This is a genomic window from Streptomyces sp. NPDC050988, from assembly GCF_044456225.1.
In the GTDB taxonomy this organism is placed as follows: domain Bacteria; phylum Actinomycetota; class Actinomycetes; order Streptomycetales; family Streptomycetaceae; genus Streptomyces.
Genome location: NZ_JBITFQ010000019.1, coordinates 81,227 through 103,403 on the forward strand (window position 1 = coordinate 81,227; position 22,177 = coordinate 103,403).

General features: G+C 68.6%; 20 protein-coding genes and 2 pseudogenes. 12 read left to right on the forward strand and 10 right to left on the reverse strand.

Annotation, left to right across the window (positions count from 1 at the left end):
* Positions 1 to 105: 105 nt before the first annotated feature.
* Positions 106 to 762 (reverse strand): response regulator transcription factor, encoded by a 657-nt coding sequence (locus ACIBEI_RS32175; RefSeq protein ID WP_189839715.1) that lies wholly within the window; start codon positions 760 to 762, stop codon positions 106 to 108.
* On the reverse strand, positions 759 to 3,167 hold the full coding sequence (locus ACIBEI_RS32180) for a sensor histidine kinase (protein ID WP_398893721.1): 2,409 nt from the start codon (positions 3,165 to 3,167) through the stop codon (positions 759 to 761). The genes ACIBEI_RS32175 and ACIBEI_RS32180 overlap by 4 nt, the downstream gene beginning before the upstream one ends.
* 261 nt (positions 3,168 to 3,428) lie before the next feature.
* On the opposite strand from ACIBEI_RS32180, the gene ACIBEI_RS32185 reads away from it, so the two are divergent.
* From ACIBEI_RS32185 to ACIBEI_RS32210, 6 genes are all read left to right on the forward strand, one after another.
* Entirely contained in the window at positions 3,429 to 3,896 is a 468-nt protein-coding gene (locus ACIBEI_RS32185; RefSeq protein WP_398893722.1) for a peptidoglycan-binding domain-containing protein, read from the forward strand.
* A 207-nt stretch (positions 3,897 to 4,103) separates the two neighbouring features.
* The gene (locus ACIBEI_RS32190) at positions 4,104 to 4,646 is read left to right on the forward strand and encodes a hypothetical protein (protein ID WP_398893723.1); all 543 of its coding nucleotides are present in this window, start codon (positions 4,104 to 4,106) and stop codon (positions 4,644 to 4,646) included.
* Between the two features lie 166 nt (positions 4,647 to 4,812).
* A complete protein-coding gene (locus ACIBEI_RS32195; protein ID WP_398893724.1) occupies positions 4,813 to 5,577 on the forward strand; it encodes a hypothetical protein in 765 nt (254 codons plus the stop codon).
* A 549-nt stretch (positions 5,578 to 6,126) separates the two neighbouring features.
* On the forward strand, positions 6,127 to 6,573 hold the full coding sequence (locus tag ACIBEI_RS32200) for a peptidoglycan-binding protein (protein ID WP_398893725.1): 447 nt from the start codon (positions 6,127 to 6,129) through the stop codon (positions 6,571 to 6,573).
* Positions 6,574 to 6,853: 280 nt separating this feature from the next.
* On the forward strand, positions 6,854 to 7,312 hold the full coding sequence (locus ACIBEI_RS32205; protein ID WP_398893726.1) for a DUF4333 domain-containing protein: 459 nt from the start codon (positions 6,854 to 6,856) through the stop codon (positions 7,310 to 7,312).
* Positions 7,313 to 7,411: 99 nt separating this feature from the next.
* Positions 7,412 to 8,092 (forward strand): hypothetical protein, encoded by a 681-nt coding sequence (locus tag ACIBEI_RS32210; RefSeq protein WP_398893727.1) that lies wholly within the window; start codon positions 7,412 to 7,414, stop codon positions 8,090 to 8,092.
* Between the two features lie 265 nt (positions 8,093 to 8,357).
* Here the strand turns inward: ACIBEI_RS32210 and ACIBEI_RS32215 are convergent, their stop codons facing one another.
* Positions 8,358 to 8,906 carry a DapH/DapD/GlmU-related protein gene (locus ACIBEI_RS32215; protein ID WP_398893728.1) on the reverse strand — a complete coding sequence of 183 codons (549 nt, stop codon included), beginning with the start codon at positions 8,904 to 8,906 and terminating at the stop codon, positions 8,358 to 8,360.
* 177 nt (positions 8,907 to 9,083) lie between these two features.
* On the opposite strand from ACIBEI_RS32215, the pseudogene ACIBEI_RS32220 reads away from it, so the two are divergent.
* Together ACIBEI_RS32220 and ACIBEI_RS32225 are read left to right on the forward strand one after the other, a co-directional pair.
* Positions 9,084 to 10,047 (forward strand): annotated as a pseudogene (locus tag ACIBEI_RS32220) (LysR family transcriptional regulator).
* A 212-nt stretch (positions 10,048 to 10,259) separates the two neighbouring features.
* The gene (locus ACIBEI_RS32225) at positions 10,260 to 10,925 is read left to right on the forward strand and encodes a class I SAM-dependent DNA methyltransferase (protein ID WP_398893729.1); all 666 of its coding nucleotides are present in this window, start codon (positions 10,260 to 10,262) and stop codon (positions 10,923 to 10,925) included.
* A gap of 102 nt (positions 10,926 to 11,027) precedes the next feature.
* On the opposite strand, the gene ACIBEI_RS32230 is transcribed toward ACIBEI_RS32225, so the two are convergent.
* Positions 11,028 to 11,294: a hypothetical protein gene (locus tag ACIBEI_RS32230; RefSeq protein ID WP_398893805.1), complete on the reverse strand. Its 267-nt coding sequence runs from the start codon at positions 11,292 to 11,294 to the stop codon at positions 11,028 to 11,030.
* 106 nt (positions 11,295 to 11,400) lie between these two features.
* Positions 11,401 to 11,664 (reverse strand): annotated as a pseudogene (locus ACIBEI_RS32235) (NAD(P)H-binding protein); the annotation flags it as partial.
* A 72-nt stretch (positions 11,665 to 11,736) separates the two neighbouring features.
* On the opposite strand from ACIBEI_RS32235, the gene ACIBEI_RS32240 reads away from it, so the two are divergent.
* Entirely contained in the window at positions 11,737 to 12,147 is a 411-nt protein-coding gene (locus tag ACIBEI_RS32240; RefSeq protein WP_398893730.1) for a winged helix-turn-helix transcriptional regulator, read from the forward strand.
* A 228-nt stretch (positions 12,148 to 12,375) separates the two neighbouring features.
* Here the strand turns inward: ACIBEI_RS32240 and ACIBEI_RS32245 are convergent, their stop codons facing one another.
* Together ACIBEI_RS32245 and ACIBEI_RS32250 are read right to left on the reverse strand one after the other, a co-directional pair.
* Positions 12,376 to 13,860: an alpha/beta hydrolase domain-containing protein gene (locus ACIBEI_RS32245; RefSeq protein WP_398893731.1), complete on the reverse strand. Its 1,485-nt coding sequence runs from the start codon at positions 13,858 to 13,860 to the stop codon at positions 12,376 to 12,378.
* 13 nt (positions 13,861 to 13,873) lie between these two features.
* Entirely contained in the window at positions 13,874 to 15,496 is a 1,623-nt protein-coding gene (locus ACIBEI_RS32250) for a GMC oxidoreductase (RefSeq protein ID WP_398893732.1), read from the reverse strand.
* A 288-nt stretch (positions 15,497 to 15,784) separates the two neighbouring features.
* Here ACIBEI_RS32250 and ACIBEI_RS32255 point away from each other — a divergent pair, with 288 nt between their 5' ends.
* On the forward strand, positions 15,785 to 16,474 hold the full coding sequence (locus tag ACIBEI_RS32255) for a TetR/AcrR family transcriptional regulator (RefSeq protein WP_398893733.1): 690 nt from the start codon (positions 15,785 to 15,787) through the stop codon (positions 16,472 to 16,474).
* Positions 16,475 to 16,579: 105 nt separating this feature from the next.
* On the opposite strand, the gene ACIBEI_RS32260 is transcribed toward ACIBEI_RS32255, so the two are convergent.
* Both ACIBEI_RS32260 and ACIBEI_RS32265 read right to left on the reverse strand, forming a co-directional pair.
* Positions 16,580 to 17,218, reverse strand: a complete 639-nt coding sequence (locus tag ACIBEI_RS32260) for a M15 family metallopeptidase (protein ID WP_398893734.1) — start codon at positions 17,216 to 17,218, stop codon at positions 16,580 to 16,582.
* Positions 17,219 to 17,353: 135 nt separating this feature from the next.
* Positions 17,354 to 18,100 (reverse strand): phosphotransferase family protein, encoded by a 747-nt coding sequence (locus ACIBEI_RS32265; protein WP_398893735.1) that lies wholly within the window; start codon positions 18,098 to 18,100, stop codon positions 17,354 to 17,356.
* Positions 18,101 to 18,381: 281 nt separating this feature from the next.
* Between ACIBEI_RS32265 and ACIBEI_RS32270 the strand changes: the two genes are divergently transcribed.
* Complete coding sequence (locus tag ACIBEI_RS32270) at positions 18,382 to 20,487, forward strand: NACHT domain-containing protein (protein WP_398893736.1); 2,106 nt, start codon at positions 18,382 to 18,384, stop codon at positions 20,485 to 20,487.
* 11 nt (positions 20,488 to 20,498) lie between these two features.
* Positions 20,499 to 20,960: a pyridoxamine 5'-phosphate oxidase family protein gene (locus tag ACIBEI_RS32275; protein ID WP_398893737.1), complete on the forward strand. Its 462-nt coding sequence runs from the start codon at positions 20,499 to 20,501 to the stop codon at positions 20,958 to 20,960.
* 198 nt (positions 20,961 to 21,158) lie between these two features.
* On the opposite strand, the gene map is transcribed toward ACIBEI_RS32275, so the two are convergent.
* Positions 21,159 to 21,926: a type I methionyl aminopeptidase gene (map, locus tag ACIBEI_RS32280; protein WP_398893738.1), complete on the reverse strand. Its 768-nt coding sequence runs from the start codon at positions 21,924 to 21,926 to the stop codon at positions 21,159 to 21,161.
* Between the last annotated feature and the right edge of the window lie 251 nt (positions 21,927 to 22,177).

A 22,177-nucleotide genomic window follows, 5' to 3' on the forward strand; every position in this document is an offset into this window, starting at 1 on the left:
TCGGCAACATCGCGGTCTTCGACGAGCAGGTGGGTGAGGCCGGCTTGTGCGAGGGCAGGGGCAGGGGGCAGGTAGCGGATGACGCTCTGTTGGCTGAGCGCCCCGTCAGAGGTCGTCCACGTCGACCAGCCCGTCCTGGATGGCGCGGGCGACCAAGCTTGCCTTGGTCCGCGCGGGTCGGCCGACGTTCGCGTACTTGATGCGCACCCGGTCCAGATACGAGTTGACCGTTCGTACGGAGATCCCGAGACGTTGCGCGACCAACTCCTTGGACTCCGACTGGAACCACTCGATGAGCACGTTCTCCTCGCGGACGGAGAGCTGGGGACGGTCGGCGCGGGTGTTCGTTCCCAGCGCGCCGGCCAGCGCGGGCGGCATGTAGGGCCGCTCGTCCGCCGCTGCCAGCGTCGCCTCGACCAGGTGGTCCCGGCCCTCGCTCTTGGTCAGATAGGTCGCGGCTCCCAGGTCCAGGCAGTTGAGCGCTGTCTTCTCGTCGTCCCGCATCGAGTAGACGACCACCTGCCGCCCGGCGTCGACGAGTCTTCGGAGGCTGCCGAACGCGGGGCCGCCTTCGGCCAGTTGCAGATCCAGGACGACGACGTCGGCCGTGCTGCCCGGCTCGGTCCAGGCTTCCCGTACGGAGTCGCCGGCCGCGACCACGGTGATGGGTCGCCGTGCCGCGGCGTACCAGGCCTCTATGCCCGAGAGGATGGCGGGATGGTCGTCGACGACGACCACGCTGACCGGTGCGTTGTCACTCATGTGAGGTCAACTCCGGAGGCGGCCGGTCTTCTCCAGCCGGCTTCCACCCACACACTTCCGCCGCGCGTTGTTCGCTCCACGGCCACCTGCGCGTTCGTGGCAGGGCCGTGTGCCTGATCGGCTTCGTCCGTGCCCCGGCCGCCGGCGCAGTCCTCGCTGACCACGCTCACGCGCACCGCGCGCGGTGTCCACACGACAGTCACCCGCGCGGCCGAGCGGGTACGCCCCAGAATCACCGCCACCGGGTCGATCAACTCCCTCCGTACCTCCACAGGCACCTCACCCGGCCGGCCTCGTACTGCCAGGCTCACAGTCACCCCTTGGTGCTCGGCCACCTCGACGCACGCCCGCAACTCGTTGAGCAGCGGGTCCAGGACGGCATCGCTCTCCGCGAACAGGCGGCGCATACGGGCGGCTTCCACGCCGCACCGCAGCCTGACCTCCTCGTCGTGCGGGCTCAGCACACCATGGCCGAGGCCCACGAGCAGCGGCACGGTCGTCGCCGTCAGCGCGCGATAGCGCTCCTTGTGATCACGCTGCATGTCCTCGTGGATGCGTTCCCGGGTACGCAGTTCTTCCTCCCGTGCGGCCGCGGTCCCCGCGGCCGGCGCCGTACCGTGGAGCAGGTACGTCATCAGTACACCGACGGAGAGCTGGAAGCCGCAGCTGCCTATCGTGGAGATCCCCATGGTGGCCCACTGGGCGACGGTCGGCTCCCCGGACAGGAACACAGCGGTGGCGTTGAGCCCCACATGCGCCCCGAGGAACGCCGCGTACACCCTGACCCGCAGGTCTGCCAGCAGGAACAGCGCATGCCAGCCGACCACTCCGAACGCCCAGTCCGGCGCGCCTGTCGACTGATCCGGCGGGAGCGTGAAGGCGCACACCGCCGAAACGGCCAGCACCGAGGCCAGGCTCCACCAGCGCACCCTCCGCGGGATCCGTCTGCCACGCAGCAGATAGGCACCCCCGATCACGGCGACGGCGGCTAGGCAGACGAAGGCAGCAGTCTGTGCCCATGCGGGGCGGTACATGTCCTGGTGGACCACGAGCCGGCGCAGCGAGATGGTGAACTGCCACACCAGGCTGATCAGCAGCACGGCCAGTTGGGTCCCGTAGAGAAGCCGCCCGCGGATGAAGCGGACGTCGGCGGTGTGCTGTACCTGGGCACGGGGCGGGCGCGGTAGGCCGGCCACCCGTGACGGGCGCGGAACGGCGGTCACCTGTGCACTGTCCCCTGCCGGTGACGCCTGGGCCGGGCCGTGCCAACGCCACTGCACGCGGGTCCCGGTCTCCGGACGGGAGGTGACCGTGGCGGAGCCTCCGACCGCGTGCATCCTGCCGATGATGGAACCGTTGATGCCCCGTCGCCGCGCGGGGACGGACTCCGGGTCGAAACCCCGTCCCGCGTCGGACAGTTCGACGACGGCGCCGCCCCCCTCAGTCCATGCCCTGAGCTCCGCCTCCCGCACCCCGGCATGGCGTGCCACATTGGTGACGGCCTCGCGGACCCCGTTGAATATCGCGAGCCCGGGTCCTGACGGAATCGCGAGCGGGCCGTCGATGCGCGTCTTGAGGCGCACTCTGGCCTGTCCCTCACCCTCGGGCACACAGCCGAGAAGAGCCGCGAGGTCGACGCTCCCCGTCTCGAATCCGGGCACGGCGGACATGGCCTCCAGATCCTGTCTGGCACGCGGGGGCAGCCACGACCAGTCCCGGCCGTCGCCCTGGGAGACCATCAACAGAGTCGCGCTCGCCGTGTCGTGCAGGGTCGCCAGGTACTCGCGCTCGGTCGCCCTCCGTGCGGCGGCGACTTCCATCTCCCGGCGCGCCTCCGCCCTGACCGCGGCCGACCGGTCGGCCGCCCTGGCCAGCCCCCGGACGATGAGGTAGGCGGCCCTCGACAGGCCCACCTGGATCAGCATGCGCACCAGGGGCACCACGTCGGGGCTGTGCCCGGGCGAGGAGAGAACGTCACCCAGCACGCTGACGCCGGCTCCCAACGCGGCCAGGGCGGCCCCGGCCGCCGGTCGCGTCGCCCACTCGTACTGGAAGGCGACGACGCTGATGCCGACCATCGCCTCCACCATCACGTTCGCGGACTCACCGCCGATCACCGGCTGAGACAACCCCGTCAGCACCACCACGGCCGCGTCCAGCGTCCACAGCAGGGCGAGCGGGAACAGGCGCGGGCGGCGCAGCGAGTAGAGGCGCACACCACAGGCGAGGAAAGCGGGCACCAGCAGAGACAACGCCAGGGGAATCTCCGCCGCCTCCGCCGAGACGACACCCAGCACACCACACAGGCAGACCACGATGGACCGGAGCCACACCCCGAACCGCTCAAGGGCCAGGATCAACAGGCGCTCGCTGGACCTTGGGCCCTCTATCGGCTCAGCGGCCATCCCTGTTCCCCCTCGAATCCCCCATGCCGCAGTGAGACAAGGGTAGTTGCCCCACGATCAAGGCAGGACGCCCATTCGCCTCCGGTGCGTGCGGCGGCCGTTTCTTGTGGGGCGAACGACCGGCACACCCGGCGACCGGGCCGGGCTAACGTCCCGTCGTACGGGGCTGACACCGTCCGCGGCGGGCCCGCATCCAGGCAGGTGCGAGTGCGCGCCTGACGCACGGGCAGTTCACTTGCTCCCCTCACGAGAGGTACAACCATGTCCATTCGTCTCGGCAAGCGGTCCAGATCCCTTCTGGCGACCGGCGCCCTTACCGCCGGCCTCCTCGGCGGCGCCGTTGCCGTCGCTCCTTCGGCGGCGGCGTGGCCGTACGTCGGGGAGTGCTCGTCCAGCCACAAGATCATTTACAACACGACCTCCTCGCAGTCGATCAAGATCCCGGACGTGTGGTACCAGGGGTACTACAACGTGCGCTGCTGGATGGACTACGGCAGCACCGGAGTCGGCGTCGAGGCCCTTCAGCTCGCCCTCAAGTCGTGCTACGGGCGATCCATCGCCGTCGACGGCGAATTCGGCCCGGCCACACGCGACGCCCTCAAATACGCCCAGGGCCAAGAGGGAATCACCGCTGACGGACTGTACGGCGAGCAGGTGTTCGAGAACCTGAAGTGGGCCAGGTACAAGCAGGACGGAACGCGCAACGGCTGTGCCAGCCGCGACTTCTAGAGCTGCTTGCCCCTGAAGAATTCGCTGGCGCGGATCCTCTGAAGTGGCGTCGACCTGCCCTACTCCCCTACTCACAGGCCGACGACGTGCCCTGCACCATGCCGTACGACCGCGACGACCGCGTCGGCCCGGCCGACGCGGTCCACGAGGGCCCGGCACGCAAGAACGGCTTCAACGAGCGGCGAACCCGAGGGAAAGACACCATCCGTGCATGACTACGACGACCCCGCCTGGGGACCGCTTCCCGCCCGCCCGGCCGCACTGCGCTGGCTGCTGCTTCTCCCCCTGACCCTGGTGTTCCTGCCGCTGTGGTGGGTGGTGTGGGTCTTCCTCGCCGCCTGCTTCTACTGCGTGGCTCCGGTGGCCGAGCTGATCGTCCACATGGTGCCGCGTGCCGAGAGGCGTGCGATACGGGTGCTGGACGCCACGCTGGGCCGGGTGCCGTTCGTCCCGCTCTGGTGCGTGGTCCCGGTGGCGCTGGTACGGGAGGGCGACACGGCGTACTACCAGGCGCGAGTGGACCGGCGCGTCGAGAAGCAGACCCGGCGAGTGGAGACCTCCCGGTACCGTCGCGAGTACCACCGCGACCTGGAACTCGGAACGCACTACTTCCGGGGCGCCGGGGCCGGTTACGTCCTGCGCGTCGCCTCGGAGCGGGGCTGGCACCTCCATCCGGTGCTGCGCTCGCACCCCCGGCGTCGGCTCCGGCTGCGCCACAACGGTCGGCCACGGCCGGAGGTCAGTAACTGACCTGACAGTCCCGGACAGTCTCCGTCAGAGGCGGCCCCCCTACCCAATCGACCAACGGCGAACCAGCCGACGTACTCCGGCCTCCGCCCTGGCGTACTCACCCGCTTTCAAGGAGACGACGCTGAGAACCAGTGCCCTGAGGTGGCCCGTACTCATCATCGCGTTCGTGCTGAGCCTGCCCTCGTTGACCGGCTGCGCCATCGACAAGGGCACGGCACTCGCCGCGGATTTCGAAGAGAACTGGGCCGATACGCCGGACGTGGCGAAAATCCGCACCACCAAGAACAACACACTGCCCTTCAAGGGAACGTCGACCGGCACCCTGACCGTCAAGGAGGGCACTTCGGCCGACCGCGTGACCGAACTGGTGGGCGAGATGAGGAAGTACGTCGCCCGTCACGACAAGATCACCGGTCGGATCGCCGCGGACGACATCACCTTCACCGTCGTCGCGGACAAGGGCCGCACCGGAGAGGTCCTGGCGCTGTGGCGATCGCTGACGGCCGACGACCGGGTGGTGGACGCCGACATCAATGACGCGCCCTGGAAAGGGGCAACCGACCGCTGGCGGATCGAGGTCACCGCGGTCGATGCCACCGGCGCGTTGGCGGTCTTCAAGGACATGTACGCCAAGGGCGACCGGCACCGGCCACTTGCTGGAGTGATGGTCCTGAGGGTCAGAGGGCCGGGGCTCTTTGTGGAGAGCGACTTCAACGACGGTTTCCCAGCCGAGGCGGTCGCCGCGTACGAGGCGGTGCTCGCTCAGTACCCGGTCGTCGGCGCGACTCTGCGACGCGATGCCGTGTCCGGATCGGCGGCAGGCATCGTCGTGGCGAAGGGCGTGGATCGGAACCATGCCGGCGAACTCGCCAGGAGGGCGGCGCCGAACCTCGGCGCCGCAGTCGAGGTCACCAGCGACAACGCCGACTGACTGCCGGCTGGATCAACCAGCACGGCCCCTTGCTTGCGCTGCGCAGCCGCAGATCTTCCCTACGGGGACCGGAAGCGATCTGACGGTCCGGTGGTAACTCCCCTATACGCAGACGGAGTTGCTGGCCCGCTCACGCTGCGACACCGAGGCTGTGCGGGACGTCACTCGCCGGCTATCGCCGACTCCGGTGATTTCGACTTGCCTTGGGGGGTCTCCCTTGAGCTCTCCCTTGAGTTCTCCCCTGGCCCAGCCTGCCGCCATCGTTCCTTGCCGTCCAGGGCGCGGCGGCCCTGGACCGCAGCCATCCAACCGATCAACGGCTGAAGAGCTTGTGGGGCAAACGACCGGCACACTCGGCGACCGAGCCGGACTAATGTCCCCGTCATACGGGGCTGGAACCGACTTCGGCGGGCGCGCAGGACCTCACTTTCGCTCTCTCGTTCATGCACCCGGGGAATCGGCATGGGCAAAGCCATCCCGGATCAGAACCGCAGTCCCGTCCTGTAGGAACTCGGGCAACCCGTCCGAAAATCGAAAGGTGGAGCAGAATTGATCAAGCTTCGAAGCGGGCGCGCCAAGTCGGCCATGGCCACTGGCGCCCTTCTGGCCGGACTCCTCGGCGGCGCTCTCGCCGGCGCGCCGTCCGCAGCCGCGGCTGACTCCCCTTGCAGCTACGGGAGTTACGTATACAACAAAGTCACAAACCCCACCTCTTACAAGTACATCCCCTACGTCACCGGCGATTGGTCCGATTGCTGGCTGGACCGGGGGATGAGCAATACGGCAGTCCGCGCCCTTCAGAAGAACCTCAATTCCTGCTACGGATACAAGCTGGCAACGGACGGAGTCTTCGGAGGCCTCACCGAGTCGGCACTCATCTCCGTCCAGAGGAAGGTGGGTGTCGCGGCGGACGGCGACTACGGACCCAAAACGCGGGATGCGATGGTGTGGGCGAACTACAGCATGGAAACCGGGGCGCGGATCAGCTGCAACTGACGAACGGCTGATCCACCGCCCGGCCCTGGTATGGCATTCGAGACCGTTCGGTCTGTACCTCCGGCCAGGGTATGGCGCAGAGAATTACCACTCCGCGACCTGATCGCCACTTCCCTGCGTGAATCGCCGGGATACCGACGACAAGTCGCGGGAGCTTCAGCGTAACGAGAGGTGCGTTCGCCGCATCAAGGGCGACCGCACCTCTTTCGTAAGCAGAACCGATTCAGTCGATTGTGCAGTCCTGAATCTTTGTCTCATCACCTACAAACACGGGGACGGAATGCAGAACACGGGGCATAACAAGAGGGTTGCGACCGCGGCGGCGCTGGGCGCACTGACGGTGCTTCTCGCCACCGGATGCTCCTTCAGCATTGGCGACGCGGAGAAGAAGAGTGAGGCGACGGCCAGCGAAATCGCAGCCGCCGTCGAGAAGCGGCCGACGGCCGAGGAACAGCCGGTCGGTGACGATCCCGCGGAGCCCGAGAACACGGGCGTCAACGAGGGCGGGGCTGTCCACAAGGCCCGAGTCGCACAGACGATCTCCGACAAGCTCGCTGCGGACACCGGCAAGCGTCCCGACAGGGTCACCTGCCCTGAGCACCTCCCGGCCCGGGTCGGCGCCACGATCCGCTGCGAACTCACTGCCGGCAGCGACACCCTCGGGGTCACCGTCACCGCCACCTCGGTCAACGGCAAACAGGTCAACTACAACTTCAAGGTCGACGACAGCGTCGAGTGAACACAGAACCCGCGCGATTGACGAGCTGCACGCCCAGAACACCCAACAGGCCGAGGAGATCGCCGAGTTGAAGCAGCGGCTGAAGAAGGAGCATGTCGGGTGAGCAATGTACTGGCCATGAGAGCCTCCCGGGAAAGAGTCCGCGACGGGGCTCCGGCGCCGGTCAAGGACTGGGTCGACTTCTCCGACGGATCGGGACCGTCCCGGGTGGTCGCGTACGTGGAGCGCGAGCTGCCGCCGGGCGGCATTCCCGCATACCTCGCGGCCCGCAGCAGCGGCGCCCGCTCCTTCGTCCTGTGGGCCGACGAGCACCGCCGGGAGCGGGTGGCCACCCTGGTGACCCTGTCGGCCACCGGTGGTGTCGCGAAGTTTCAGGCGCTCGGAGCGCACGGCGAACTCATCGGCACGCTCGTTCGTGAGAAGGCCCTCCGTGGCAGGGGCCTGCGCACCCGCTGGACCGTGACTCAGCCCGGCGGCCCTGAGGCAGTGGGCTTCAAGGGCCGGATCTTCTGGTGGTTCATGTGGTGGCTGTCGTTTCCGATACAGCTGCTGATCCTCGTGTTCAGCGTTTTCGACAGTGTCCCCGGCAATGAGGGTGGTGTCGCGCGCGGCCCCCGGCGCATCAAGTGGCGTGCGGGTGGGCAGATCCCGCTGGAGTTCAGATCCCGCGGCAACAAGCTGCATCTGCACGCGCCGGGATTGGACTGGCGGCTTGGGGCCACCCTGGTCGTGCTGCTGCACACGTTCGGCGCCGGCTCTTGGGACGCCAGGAAGAAGTGACCGGTCGGCCCCGCCGCCGGTCCCGTCCCTCTCCGAGGGCACGGTCGCCTCGCCCGTCTCCGTCAGTGGTTCGAGGCCGCGTTCGTCAGCGGTTCGAGGCCGCGTTCGAATCGCGCGGCATCATGTTCGTCCACCGCTACTACGAGCGGCGAATGCGGGGAATCCGGCACCACGGCCGCGCGGGTGGTGGGGCGGACGGTGGCCCTGGCCGGCCGGTTGCCCACGGCTCGATTGCGCCCAGCCGGGCTGCTGTCGGCCTCTCGGTTCAGTCGATCCACCGTTTGCGCTCGAACGAGGACGGTCCGGTCACCAGGGTGTCGGGGGGAACGTCCTTCGTGACGACGGCTCCGGCGCCGACCACCGCACCGCGTCCGATCGTGACACCGGGGAGAACCGTGACCGCCGCGCCGAGCCACGCGTTCGCTTCGATCGTGATGGGCGCCCGCGTGATGAACTCGCTTCGCTCGGACGCCGGGAGGGGATGGTCGGAGGAGATGAGGTTGGTCTTCGGGCCGATCAGGACACCGTCGCCCAGGCGGATACCACCCTGGTCCAAGAAGGTGCAGCCCTGATTGACGAAGACGTGCTCACCGAATTCGATGCCAAGCCCGTGGTCGGTGTAGAAGGGCGGATAGACGTTCACGGAGCTGGGGACCGGCTTGCCGACGATCTCGGACAACAAGGCCGCGCGTGCCGCCTTGTTGTCGAAGGGCAGGACGTTGAGCCGTGACGTGAGCGTGGTCACGATCTCGATTCGCTCGGCCACTCGCGCGAACTCGGGAGTGCGGACGTAGAGGCGGTCTTGATCAGGCATGAGGGGTCCTCACGATGGGGCGCTCGGGTCCGAGCCGTTGAAATGGCACCCGTCGGGCGCGACGGCAGTTCAACCACAGGTTGATCGGAGCCATCAAAACGATCAGGGCACACCGGAATCAAACAACCATCAGGACAGGCGTGATCAACGATTGGTTGTCTGCCCAGAATGAGCGGCATGGACGTCGTTGCCGTACGCACCTTCGTCGCCGTTGTGGATGCGGGGCAGTTCCAGGAGGCCTCCACCGATCTCTCGGTCACTCCGCAAGCGGTGTCCAAACGCATGCCGCGCTGGAGAAGGCACTCGGCGTCCAGCTCTTCACCCGGGACGCACGCGGAGCGCGGCTCACCATCGACGGACAGGCGTTCCTGCCCCATGCCCGCAGGCGCCTCCAAGCCGCTGAGCGGGCCGTCGGCTCCGTACGGCCAGGACATCGGGCGCTCCGCGTCGACGTGATCGGCCGCCGACTCTCCCTGGCCGGTCTGCTGCGCGGCTTTCACCGGGCGGCGCACCCCGAGACCGAGCTGGATGTCGTGACGCTGTTCGACTCCGACACGGCCATCGCCGTCGGCCGGGACGGAACCATCGATGCGACTTTCCGTGCAGTGACATGCCCAGCCGGCAGCTCCCCCGCGGTGTGGAAGCCGCATCCGTCTTCGACGAACCGCAGCACCTGTTCACCGGACCGGGACACGAGTTCGCGGATGCTCCCGCGATCACTCCCGCCCAGCTCGCCGGCCGTCGGATCTGGATGCCCGGGAACGTGCCACGCACCGAGTGGGCCGCCTACTACGACGAGTTCGCCGCCGCCTTCGGCATCATCATCGACTCGGTCGGCCCGGAGTTCGGTATCGAGCCCCTGCTCGACACCGCCGCCAACTCCACGACACTGGGCACCTTCGTCAGCGAACAGACCCCGCTGGTCCGGCCCGCCGGACAGGACCTGCATCGCATCCCCATCGAGAACCCGACCCCGCTCTGCCCCCGCTCCCTGGTCTGGCGCACCGACAATCCTCACCCCTCCCTGTCCGCCCTGCGTCGCCATCTCGCATCCGTCTGTCCCGGCCGCCCCGACAGCGGCAACACCCGGGAAGCGCTGCGTTACTTCCTGGAGGTCGGCCAGTACGAGGTCGACAGCTAGGATCTGTCGCTCGAATCGAGCCAGATCGGGGATCACGGAGCGGGGCCCGGGTGTGTAGCTGCAAGGCGGATGAGCAAGTCAGCGCGGAGTGTTGGGGCTGACGACAGCTCCGCGGAAATACGTGCCACGCCCCCAGGTCCGGCATGATCCAAACGACAGGATCCGGCCGTCGTTCGAAGTCACCTCATGCTGCCGTTGCGTAGCCTGCCGACGTGGGAATCGAACCGAACACTGACGGCTGGTTGGAAGAGACTCGCGCGTCCTACGACACCGTCGCCGCCAGCTACGCGGACCAGTTGCGCAACCTGCTGGATGAAACGCCTTATGAGCGCGAGGTCCTGGCACTGTTCGCCGAGCAGGTCCGCACCAGCGGTGGTGGCCCGGTCGCGGACGTGGGATGCGGGCCGGGGCGGATCACGGCTCACCTGAGTGAACTGGGCGTGGACGCGTTCGGGATCGACCTGTCGCCCGGGATGATCGAGGTGGCTCGCCGCGATCACCCCGGACTACGGTTCGAACTCGGCTCGATGACCGACCTCGACCTTGCCGATGACTCGATGGCCGGCCTCGTCGCCTGGTACTCGCTGATCCACGTGCCCGACGACGAGATCGGCTCGGTCTTCGCACACTTCCAGCGAGTGGTCCGGCCTGGTGGTCCCCTGCTGCTCGGCTTCCATGTCGGTGATGAGTCGCAGCTGAAGACGCAGGGCTATGGCGGCCACCCGATGAAGCTCTACGTCCATCGTCGACAGCAGAGCCACATGGCTGCGTGGCTCAACGAAGCCGGCTTCACCGTCGAGGTGCACAAGACTCTCACCTCAGCAGAGAGCACACTCGGGGGAATCGTTCTCGCACGCCGCCGGCGCGATACCCAGTAGGCCATGGACCGCTCAACGACCCAGTGGTGGCTTCCAAGGTGCGCGGCCGGGGCTCGACCTGTCGACGTGCCAGGCAACGGCGGTAGTACTTCCGCACCAGGGTCAGTTGACCAACTCGGCGCGGTGCGCGGCGAAATAGTCGGTGACAGTGGTAGCCGGCCGACCGCTGAGCCGTTGAACCGCGTGGGTGGTGATGTCGTACCAGCCATCGCGTTTGGCGATGCCGGCGGCGCTCCAGGCGTGAGCGAAGTGCTCGGGGAACCCCTGGTCCAGGAGCCGCTGGGGGTGTTCGGCGTCGGCGACCTCTTCGTAGCGCACGCGACAGCCGGTGGCCTCGGTCAGCGCGGCGGCGACGTCGGCGTCGGTCACTGCCTCGGGCCCCGGTGGACCCGTAGTCGGGGACAAGGGGATTGGGGTGGCCCGGGTCGCCGGCGCGAGTGATGGAGGTGAACAGGACGTGGCCCACGCCCGCCTTCGCGGCGGCGTCGATCGCTCGGGTGTGCTTGGGCAGCCGGTCGTCGGTGCCGATGCTGATGATCAGCAGCCGTTCCACACCGTCGAGGGCCCGGATCAGCGCGTTCGGTTCGTCGAAGTCGGCATGGCGAGTGCGCACGCCCAGGTCGGCGCTCTTGTCCGGGGTGCGGGACAACGCCAGGACGCGGGCGGCGTCGGTGCGTTGGATGAGATGCCGGACGGTTGAGCTGCCCAGATTCCCCGAGGCTCCGCTTACTGCGATCAAGAGAGGCTCCTCTGCTGTATGTGTAGCCTGATGATTCGTGATGGCGCGTTGGTCTCGTAAGAAGGCACATTGATGTCACCCCTCCACGCAGCTTCGGCGGACGAACCCGTCGTCGGCGTCACGGTGCCGGTCTCGGTCGATGATCACCAGAGGTGTCCGGCGACGGCCGTGTTGCGCCGGATCGGCGACAAGTGGAGCCCGGTGCTGCTGACGCTTCTGGCGCAGCGCAGTTACGGCTTCAACGAGCTCGACCGGTCGGTCCAAGGCCTCAGCCGCCGCATGCTGGTTCGCACTCTGCGGTCGCTGGAGCGCGAAGGACTCATCAGCCGGACCCTTCATCCCGGCAGACCTCCACGCGCCGAGTACGCCCTGACCGACCTCGGTCGTTCGCTACGAGAACTGCTGACCGCGCTCGGACAATGGGCAGTCGCCCACGAGGCCGATGTGCTGACCGCACGCGCCCGCTACGACGCCGCATACTGACCAGCTCAACGCGTGGTTGCACCGACACCGATTCCCGCGGCAGGGTTGTCGATCCTCCTGGCAGACGGGTCCGCCCCCGGAAGTCCCGGCGGGTGACACTCGCCCACGATTGCGTTGGTCAGCCAAGGGGTTCCACGGTGCGGCCGACGGGCTGGCCGTAGCGGGAACTCGTACGGAGGGACACTCTGAGGGCCCGCGCGCCTCGTCGCGCGGGCCCTCAGGGGACGGTCAGCCGCCGATGCCGGACTGCCTGGCCGCGCCGACCAGTTCCGCCGCATCGGCCGGGCGGATGAAGCCCGCCCCGACCCCCTGCGCCGTGGCCGCCGTCCACTTCCGGACGAACGCGGCGTGGGTGGGATACAGGGCCGTCAGCTTCTCGGCGGAGAAGGGGGTCGTCGTGCCGAACAGGAAGCAGAACGACGCCCCCGACCGGCCGAGACCCGACAGCGTGGCGACCGGTGCGTCGACCGACGGTGTGCGGATCCCGCCCTCGACGTTGCCGTGGCCGTCGAGGACGAAGGCGGGTGCCGAGCCGGAGCTGTCCACCTCGAGTCGGGGTGCCCTGGCCGGCGGGACGCCGGTCGTCACCCAACGGTTCAGTGCGAACTCCGCGGTGTCCAGGACGTAGTGCGCCTGGCCGGTGTTGATCGGCGAGCCGCAGCCGGGCCGGGTCGGAGGGCTGAGCATGGCGTTCAGCCCTTGGAGGCCGGCGGCGCCGCTGCCGTTGTCACCCGCGCCGAGGCCGATGTAGGCGTCGGCGTGCGCGGTGCCGGCCACCTCCCAGAGCCGGAGACGGGAGGAGTCGTCCTGCCGGGCGGCCAGGGAGCCGAGCGCGATCACATCGGTCTCGGCCTGCACGACGAGCACCGGCGCGCCCAGGTCCGGGCGGAAGCGGACGACCGCCGGAGTCGAGACGTTCTCCTGGGGTGCCTGTGACAGCGGCGCGCCGGTGTCGCGCCGACTGTGCACGAGGAATCCGTCGTACACGGACACCAGGGGCTGGATCGCGTTGATGTACGTGGTGAGGCGGAACGCCGACTGCGACTCGCCGTTGGCCAGCACGGCACGGGGACGGAGCCCGTCCAGGACCGTGGCGGCCGAGTCCCGTACGGCCTCGCCGGCCTGGCTGAAGATGTCGTAGGAGTAGCTGTCGCCCGGGTGGGACAGGGCCTCGTAGCGCACCGGGTCCGCCGTCTCGGTGGCGGTCGCTCCGGTGGCCTGGGCGGAGACGCCGACCCAGGCGTAGCCCTCACGGATCAGCTCGTTGTGGGTGTAGATCCACTCCGGCGCCGCGTCCACCCCGCCGGTGACGTTCAGCCATTCCACTACGACGGTCCCGTTGAAGTGGGCCGGATCGGCGGGGCGGTTCACGACGATCCGGGTGGTGTACGGCGCTGTGGTCGCGGGCTTCACCTGCCAGCGTCCGTCGGAGTCGAGGGGTGCTGTCGGTACGTAGGAGTCGGCGTTCCCGGTGAGGAAGAACTCGGACTGTGTGTATCCCACGCTGTCGAGGCCGAATGCCGTTCCCGCCAGCACGACGGCGCCCTTTCCGCCCGTCACCGGGCCGGTGACGGTCGGGCTCGCCGCCGTGCGAGCGGCTGGGCCGGCCTCCGTGGCGACGGCGGAGGATGCTCCGAGCAGGAGCGGGAGGGTCAGCGCGGCTGCCCATAAGAGGTGGGGGCGGACTGCCGCCCAGGTGAGTTTGCTGTGCATGACTTCTCCTGCCTCAGAAAACGCGGCCGACGTCCTGGCGGACGATGGTCTGCATGCTGTGTTCGGCGAGGGCTGCGATGGTCAGGGAGGGGTTGCAGGCACCCGTGGAGCCGGGGATGCGGGCGCCGTCGAGGACGTAGAGACCCTTGTGACCCAGGACGCGGCCGGTGACGTCGACGGCGTCGCCCATCGGGACGCCGCCGAGGGCGTGCCAGGTGGAGGGGGCGCTCGCGTTGGTGTCGATCATCATGCCGCCGCCGGCCGTGGCGATGGCCCGCATACGGGTCGCGATCTGTGCCTGGAGTTCCGCCTCCGCCGCGGCGGGCCAGGTGAGGACGGCGTCGTCGTCGGCGGCGTCGTAGGCCCAGGTGCCCGCGCCCTCGACGATGCCGAAGCCGACGACGGTCAGGGCGGTCACGCCGCTCTGCTGGATGGGCGAGCCGGCGTGGATGACGGTGAGCGGGATGGAACTCGTGCTGTCCGTGCCGCCGATGCAGGCGGGGCCGCCTTGAATGGTGCCGGCGTCACCGGTCGGGTTGATCCAGGCCCAGATCCGGTCGCCGTTGTTGCCCCACCCGGTGCCGATGGCGTCGGGCAGGTCCGGGATGAGGTTCTTGGCGCGGGACTTGACCAGGAGGCGAGTGGTGCCCGGGGAGCCGGCGTTGAGGAAGACGGCGTCGGCGGTGATACGGATCCGCTCCTGCACCGTGCCGCTGGTGTCGATGCGGTCGACGGACAGCACCCAGCGCCTGTTGGCGTCCATGGCGACATCGCGTACGACGTGCAGGGGGGCGACCTCGACCAGGCCGGTGGTCTCCGCCTGCGCGAGGTAGGTCACGTCGATGGAGTGCTTGCCGCCGTTGTTGACGCCGAAGGCGATGTCGCTGGTGGTGTACGTCGGCTCGTACCGGCCGGTCAGCTCGCCCCTCGCGTAGCTCCAGTCGATGGGCAGCGGCACCTTGAACGGGGTCAGGCCCGCCTTCGGGGCGACCTCCTGGAAGAGACGGGAGGACTTGTACGGGTCCGAGGCCAGGATGTCGTAAGGGATGGTGGAGATGCCCAGCATCCGGGCGACGGTCGGGTAGGCCCACCGGTTCAGGTCGTCGTAGAGACCGGCCGCCACCGGGATCGACTTGGCGAAGTTGGCCTTCGTCGGCTGGAGGCTCATGCCGTGGTACATGATCGAGCCGCCGCCGACCGCCGCGCCGACCATGGCGGTCATGCCGTTGCCCACGACGGGTTCGAGTACGCCCGTGTAGGGCTCCCACGTCTGGGTGCCGCCGCCGACGACGGCGTGGTCGGTCAGCCAGGCGGAGCGGTTGTCCATGTTCGCGAAGCGGCAGAACGTGGTGGCGTCGGGGCCGGTGCGCCACCGTCGGCCCCGCTCCAGGACCAGGGTGGACACCCCGGCCTGGGCCAGCCGCAACGCGGTCACGCCGCCGCCGAAGCCGGTGCCCACGACAACGGCCCGCGCGCGCCGCTCGGTCACGGACGCGGAGGCCGTGGACACCGCGGCCGACGCCTTGCCTGCGCCGGCCAGGGCCCCGCCGAGTGCGGCCGCGCCGAGGCCCGCCGCACCGAGCACTGTTCGGCGGCTCACGCCGGAGGCGAGGCGAGGAGCAGAGCTGTCGGACATGAGACTCCCGTCGGAAGAGGCCCGTCGTGGCCGCGGGCTCACGAGGGCCGGACTGTGGGGGCGAACCCATCGCCGGCTGGGGTGCCGCGCACTCCGCCGAGCCCGGGCCCGGGCCCGGAAGCACAAGGCCGCGATGGCCTGCTCTGCGAAGTCGGCCGCACACGACCGGAATTGACGTGTTCATGAACAGGTCGAGACGCCGCCACCGTAGCAGCACCTGTCGCGGTGTGCCACAAAGTCGCAGTGCGCCATGAACTAAGATCAGCGCAACTGTGTCGAGGAGGATGCATGGGCGGTCAGCCCGGTAGCCGCACGGGGCGGCCACCGTTGACGGAGCGACGCCGCGAAGCGACGCGTATGGAGATCGCCGACGAGGCGGTCCGGCTCTTCGTCGCCCAGGGCGTGGCGGCGACCACCGCGGAGGACATCGCCTCGGCCGCCGGAGTCTCCACGCGCACCCTGTGGCGGTACTTCCGCTCCAAGGAGGAGTGCGCGCGCCCCCTGCTCACCGCGGGCCTGGAACTGGTGACCGAGCGCCTACGGGACTACTGGAGCGGAGGCAGCTCGCTCACCCGCACCATGCCGAGCGCCGACGATCCCGGCGTGATTGGTACGCGTCGCCTGGAAGCGTTGCGCGATCTCATACGTCTGAGCCGTGACGAGCCCGGGATGCGCGCCGTCTGGCTGGAGACGCACTTCGACGCCGAGGCGGTGTTCGCCGCGGCGATCGCCGAAGGCACCGACCGGCCCGACACCGACCTCGCCGTCCGCCTGGAAGCGGGCATGTTCAATGCCGCACTTCGCATCGCCGTGGAGGACTGGGCCCTCCAGCCCGACCGGACGGACGGCCCGCCACTGCGCGAATCCCTGGCTCAGGCCCTGCATGTGATGACGGAACTCATCGATTCCGAGCGTTCTGCGACTCCCGGGCGACGGATGATTCACCTCCCGGGAACAGGTACTCGCCCCGGGCCATAGTCGGGGCGAGCCGGCTCCGGAGCCGCTGTCCCGGCGGCCGACGCCCGCCCTGTCCAGCGTCCGCCGTGTCCATATACGCCATCGTCTGTGCTCGGTCACCGCCGGTCACTTCTGCATTCTCGGGTCCTGGGTCGGGTCGGCATACATGCGCGGGCAGCCGTAATCGATGGCATGGGTGCGCAGTTCGTAGTGCCAGGGTTCGTTCCTGTAGATCTGGCACAGCCCGTACTCGGAACCGTGTTTGGACAGCCACACCGTCGTATCGGAGTGCCCGAGATCGACCGCGTCCCCTGACACGTGAGGAGATGTCGCCGCGGTGGCCACCCATCGGGCGGCCTCGTCTTGAGATCCGTACTTGGCGACCGCCTCTCGAAGAAGCTGATTCTGGTACTCCGGGGAACGCCAACCGCTGTTGACGTATAACTCGACTCCATTGTCCGCGGCGTCCGTTGCAGCCCCGCGGAGGGCCTTGAGCAGATCTGGATCGAGGTTGACCACAGCCGGAATCTCGTCATCGAAGACCGTCACGCCGTCCGGGACGGCGCCATCTGCCTCGCCCAGTCCGCCACGGTGTTCAATGCGAAGAGTATTCGCGGGTGATGCGGCCGATGAGGAAGACGAGGACTGCGACACCTGGTAGCCGAGGGCTGCGGTGATCGCTGCTATGACGGCTATCAGGCCGATGACAGGGAGCCAGCGAATCCGGCCGGTCGTTGTTCGTGCTGATGATGGATTCTGATTCATGCTGCCAGTCAAGGCAGCGCGGCGTTGCCAGCACGTATGCGGTTTTTGAGACACCGACGATATGCACCAACTCGTAGCATCGATATCATCCGCGTGCTTATCGAATTGATTCGAAAGCAGCGGGCCCGCGCAGCCTCACATCCGGGCTCTCAGCACGTCCACCTCACAGCCCGCGGTGAACGGGTCGAAGCCGTGCTCGACCAGCCAGCGAACCGCCAGCAGGCTTCGCAACGACCACCACGCGCGGATCACGTGGAGGTCGACATCGGTGCCGTAGCCGGCGATGACGTCGCCGAGGTGCTCCTCGTGTCCGAGCGTGAAGGTGGCGAGGTCGTACAGGGCATCGCCCTGACCTGCCTCGGACCAGTCGATGATGCCCGTGACCTCGTCGCCGTCGACGAAAACGTGAGCGATCTGCAGGTCGCCGTGCGTGAACGCCGGAGTCCACGGTCGGAGCGCGGCCTCGGCGACCTGTCGGTTGCGGGTGACCAGGTCTGCGGGCAGGACACCGTCCGTCACGAGCCTCTCGCACTCGCCGTCGAGGTCCGCCGCCAGTTCGTCGAGGTCCCGGCCCGCCCGGCCGGGCCGGGGCGGCAACGGCGCGTCGTGCAGCTTCCGGATGGCGGCACCCGCCGCGGCCCATCCCGCCGGGGACGCGGTCGACGGCTCACCGAGGCGGCCGAGAGTCGCCCCCGGGACCGCGGCGATCGCGAGCACGGGCGGCTCGTGCCACAGGACCTCCGGGGTCGGGACCGGCGCCAGGGCCATCGCCTCGACCTCGACGTCGATGCGCGCCTGATCGGCGTCCACCTTCAGGAACACATCGCCGACGCGCAAGGTCGCGCGCTCGGAATGGGCGACGACGACTTTCACCTCATCCATGGGCGACCAGTATCCCGGGGACGACCGTCTGCGTCGCCGGGTTAATCGCGTGCTGCTGCGCCGGTGGTGACTTCAGCCGAGCAGGCGACGGCGAACACGCTGCTGTGACGCCAACACGACGACTCAGTAAGGACTTTGTCTCTGTTGACTCGTCCTTCTCACGTCCGGCCGGCGCTGAGGGCAAGATCGGCTGCGGCCGAAGTATGCAGAGCGGAGGACGGCGCATGGGTGGGAGGAGACGATGGTGGGCACGGTTTTACGCCGTCGGAGCACTGCTTGCCGTGGTGGGCGTGCTGTACGCGTGGGGTGTGAACCGCGTCGACGACATCGGCAAAGTGATCGGTGTGGTCGCCGCACTACTGGGCCTGCCTCCGCTCTTCGTCACCGCCTTCCGGCTTCAGCAGGGGGCAACGGGCGCCGGTGAGGCACTGGAAGACACGGCTGACTCCTTGGCGGAAGCGGTACGCCACCAGTGGGAGGCGGAGGCCGAGGTGTGGCGGCTGAACTACCCGTACCCCTTGCCGGTGGCCTGGTCTGCGGCCGACCCCGAAGTGACGGTGGATTGGGCGGTGTTGTGCGAGGCCGCGAGGCACGTCCCTGGCGGGCCCTCGAACAGCACCGACCGATGGGCTGACGGACCGGAGGGGCTCAGCGGCTCCGGGAACGACATCCAGGAGGTCTTCCTCCACCGTGTCCCCACACGGCGCCTCGTCGTCCTGGGCGAGCCGGGTTCCGGCAAGACCATGATGTTGGTCCGGCTGCTCCTGGCGCTGCTCGACCCCGCACACCGTGATTCCGGCGGTGCCGTGCCGGTCCTGTTCGCCCTGGCCTCCTTCGATCCGCTGAGCCAGGATCTGCGTTCCTGGATGATCGACCAGCTGATCCAAGACCATCCGGCGCTCGGCGCCCGTGCCCAGGGCGGTGGCATCACGCCCGGCCGACGGGACAGCACACTGGCTCGTGCTCTCGTCGAACGCCGCCTCGTTCTGCCGTTGTTCGACGGCCTGGACGAGTTGCCTGCTGCGCTACGGCACCACGCGCTGAACTCGATCAACGAGGTGTTCAACGCCAGGGCGCCACTCGTTCTGACCAGCCGCAGCACCGAATACCGTCAGGCCCTCGCCCCCACCGGAGGCGTCACCATCGTGCGGTTGGACGGAGCCGCCGGGATCCGGCTTCACCCCGTAGATGCCGAAACGGCCGCCACGTATCTGCGCAGCGACGCCGGTGGAAGGCACATTGAGGGCGCCGATCGCTGGGCACGTGTCGCGGATGCCATGCACGACCCGCGGTCGCCTGTCGGGCAGGCGTTGAGCACGCCGCTCGGACTCTTCATGGCCCGCGCCGTCTACAACCCGCGTCCTGGGGAATCTACGGGCGAGGTCGCGAACCCGGACGACCTCGTGAACGCAGATTTCAGCTCAAGGACTGCCGTGGAGCGTCACTTGTACCGCGCCTTCATCCCGGCGGCCTACCGCCCCCACCCCTCCCGGCCCTGCCGCTGGAGCCCACAGCAGGCCGAGCGATACCTGATCTTCCTGGCACGTCATATGCAGTACTCCTTGGGCGGCACCACGAATCTGGCTTGGTGGCAGTTGTCGCAGTCCTTCCCCGCTCACCGCCTGCTCGCCGCGTTCGGCCTGAGCAGCCTGTTCACCGGTGCGACCACTGGTCTGCTCACGGGACTGGCGCTGGGCAGACCGATGCTGGGTGCCGGCGCCGGTCTGGCAACGGGAGCCCTCATCTGCATCGCCACCGCGGTGGGACTCTTCTTCACCCCGGTGCACGAACGGACGGGGCCCAACGCCGGTATCGGCTGGCTGCCCAACCCGTTCGTCGCCGTCGGGGCCGGCGCCGGATCCCTGGCCGGTCTCGCGGTCGGTCTGCCGTTCGGACTGGAGAACGGTGTGACGACTGCCATCGGTGCCGGTTTGGTCGGAGGGCTTGCGGGTGGGTTGAGCGCCCACATCCCACATGCCTCCGATCCCGTCAGCCCGGGCGATCTGCTGGCCATGGACCGCCGCGTGTTTCTGGGGTTGTGGCTGGTCTTCGGCCTCGCCGTCGGCTTCGTCGTCGGATTCGGTACGCATCCGGGCCTGGGGGCTTGCGTGGGCCTGGCGTTCGGCGCCTTCGTGGCCACGGGTGGAGCACTGTGGTGGCGGTACACCACCACCCGCCTCCTGCTGGCGGCTCAAGGACGTATGCCATGGCGGCTGATGGGCTTCCTGGCCGATGCTCACGAACGCCGTGGAATCCTGCGCCGCGTTGGCGCCGTCTACCAGTTCCGCCACCTCACGCTCCAGGAGCATCTGGCTCACTCTGAAGCAGTTCATCGGTCGCCGGGCGTAGGTCTTTCGCCTCATGCGCGCATTGAGTCCGCTGGCTAGGGTCGACGCTCATGCGGATCACGGGGATTGTTCGCCGACAGGCGGCGGAGCGTAGGCGCGACACTCTGGAACGGCTCGCTGCCGAGCGGGATGTATGGGTGTCGACAGCGCATCCTCATCACGGGCCGCACCAGGTGCCGTTGTGGTTCCTGTGGGATGGGCGAGCGGTGTGGGTGTGCACCAGTGCCACCTCCGCGACGGCGCGGAACGTCCGCGAGGAGCCGCGCGTACGCCTGGCGCTGCCGGACACCTTCGATGTGGTGCTCGTCCAGGGCGAGGCGGAGTGTTTCCCGGACCAGGAGGTACCCGCGGACGCAGCGGAGGCGTTCGCCGCCAAGTTCCGCTGGGACCCGCGCGCGGAGGAGGGTTCCTTCGTGTATGTGCGCGTAGTGCCGAAGAGTGTCCGTGCTTGGCGCGGTGAGCCGGAACTCCGCGGCAGAGTCGTCATGCGCGACGGGACGTGGCTGGAGTAGCGGCCGTCCCCGGCTGACTCCCCTCTGCCGGCCCCCGGTCGGCGGACCATTGCTGGACCGTACGACGTGGCCGGGCCTACACTCTGCGCGTCAGCGCCACACCGACGGTCCATCGACCGTCAACTCCTCGCCCACCGCCGGTCCCTCGACGGCACCCACGGCACGCCAGCCGTCCCGGCACACCGGTCAGCACACCGGTCAGGGCAGGGTCAGGATGCGGGGGCCTTCTTCGGTGATGGCGATGGTGTGTTCGAAGTGGGCTGCTCGGCTGCCGTCGGTGGTGCGGAGGGTCCAGCCGTCGAGTGCGGTGTAGTAGTCGTCGTGTCCTCCGGCCATGAGCATGGGTTCGATGGCGAGGGTCAGGCCGTGGCGGAGACGGAAGCCTCGGCGGGGACGTCCTCGATTGGGGACGTGGGGGTCTTCGTGCATGCTGCGGCCGATGCCGTGGCCGCCGAAGTCGGCGGGCATGCCGCAGCGGGCCGCTTCGGCGATGGTGCCGATGGCGTGCGAGATGTCGCCGACGCGGTTGCCGGGAACAGCCGCGGCGATGCCCGCGTCGAGAGCGCGCCGGGTGGCGTCGATCAGGGCCAGGTCGACGGGCCGAGGGGTGCCGACGGTGAAGCTGATGGCGGCGTCTCCGGTCCAGCCGTCGAGTTCGGCGCCGCAGTCGATGCTGACCAGGTCGCCGTCGCACAGCCGGTAGTCGTTGGGGACACCGTGCGCCACTGCGTCGTTGACCGAGGTGCAGAGCACCGCGGGGAAGGGGGTGGGGGCGAAGGAGGGCTGGTAGCCGAGGAAGGGCGAGCGGGCCCCGGCCTTGGTCAGCACCGTGCGGGCCGCTTCGTCCAGTTCTTGCAGAGTTACCCCGACACCTGCCGCTTCCCGGGCGGCGGCGAGGGCCTGAGCCACGATGCGCCCGGCTTCCCGCATTGCGTCCAGCCCCGTGTCGGTCTTGATCTCCACCATGTCCTGCTACTCCTCGTCTCACGCCTTGGCGACCAATTTCTATACCGGTATTAGTATCACGGTCATGGTGAGAGCTCCGCTGCCTCCGCGGGAACGGCGGCGCAGCGAACGCGTCGGCACGTTGCCGCGCCAGGCCCCCGGTGACCACGGCATGGCGGAAGTGGCCGCGGCGACAGGGGGCGGCGGAGACTCTGCGCAAGATCGAGACGGGTCAGACGGAGGCGACGCTCGTCGACGCGGTCGCGTCGCCA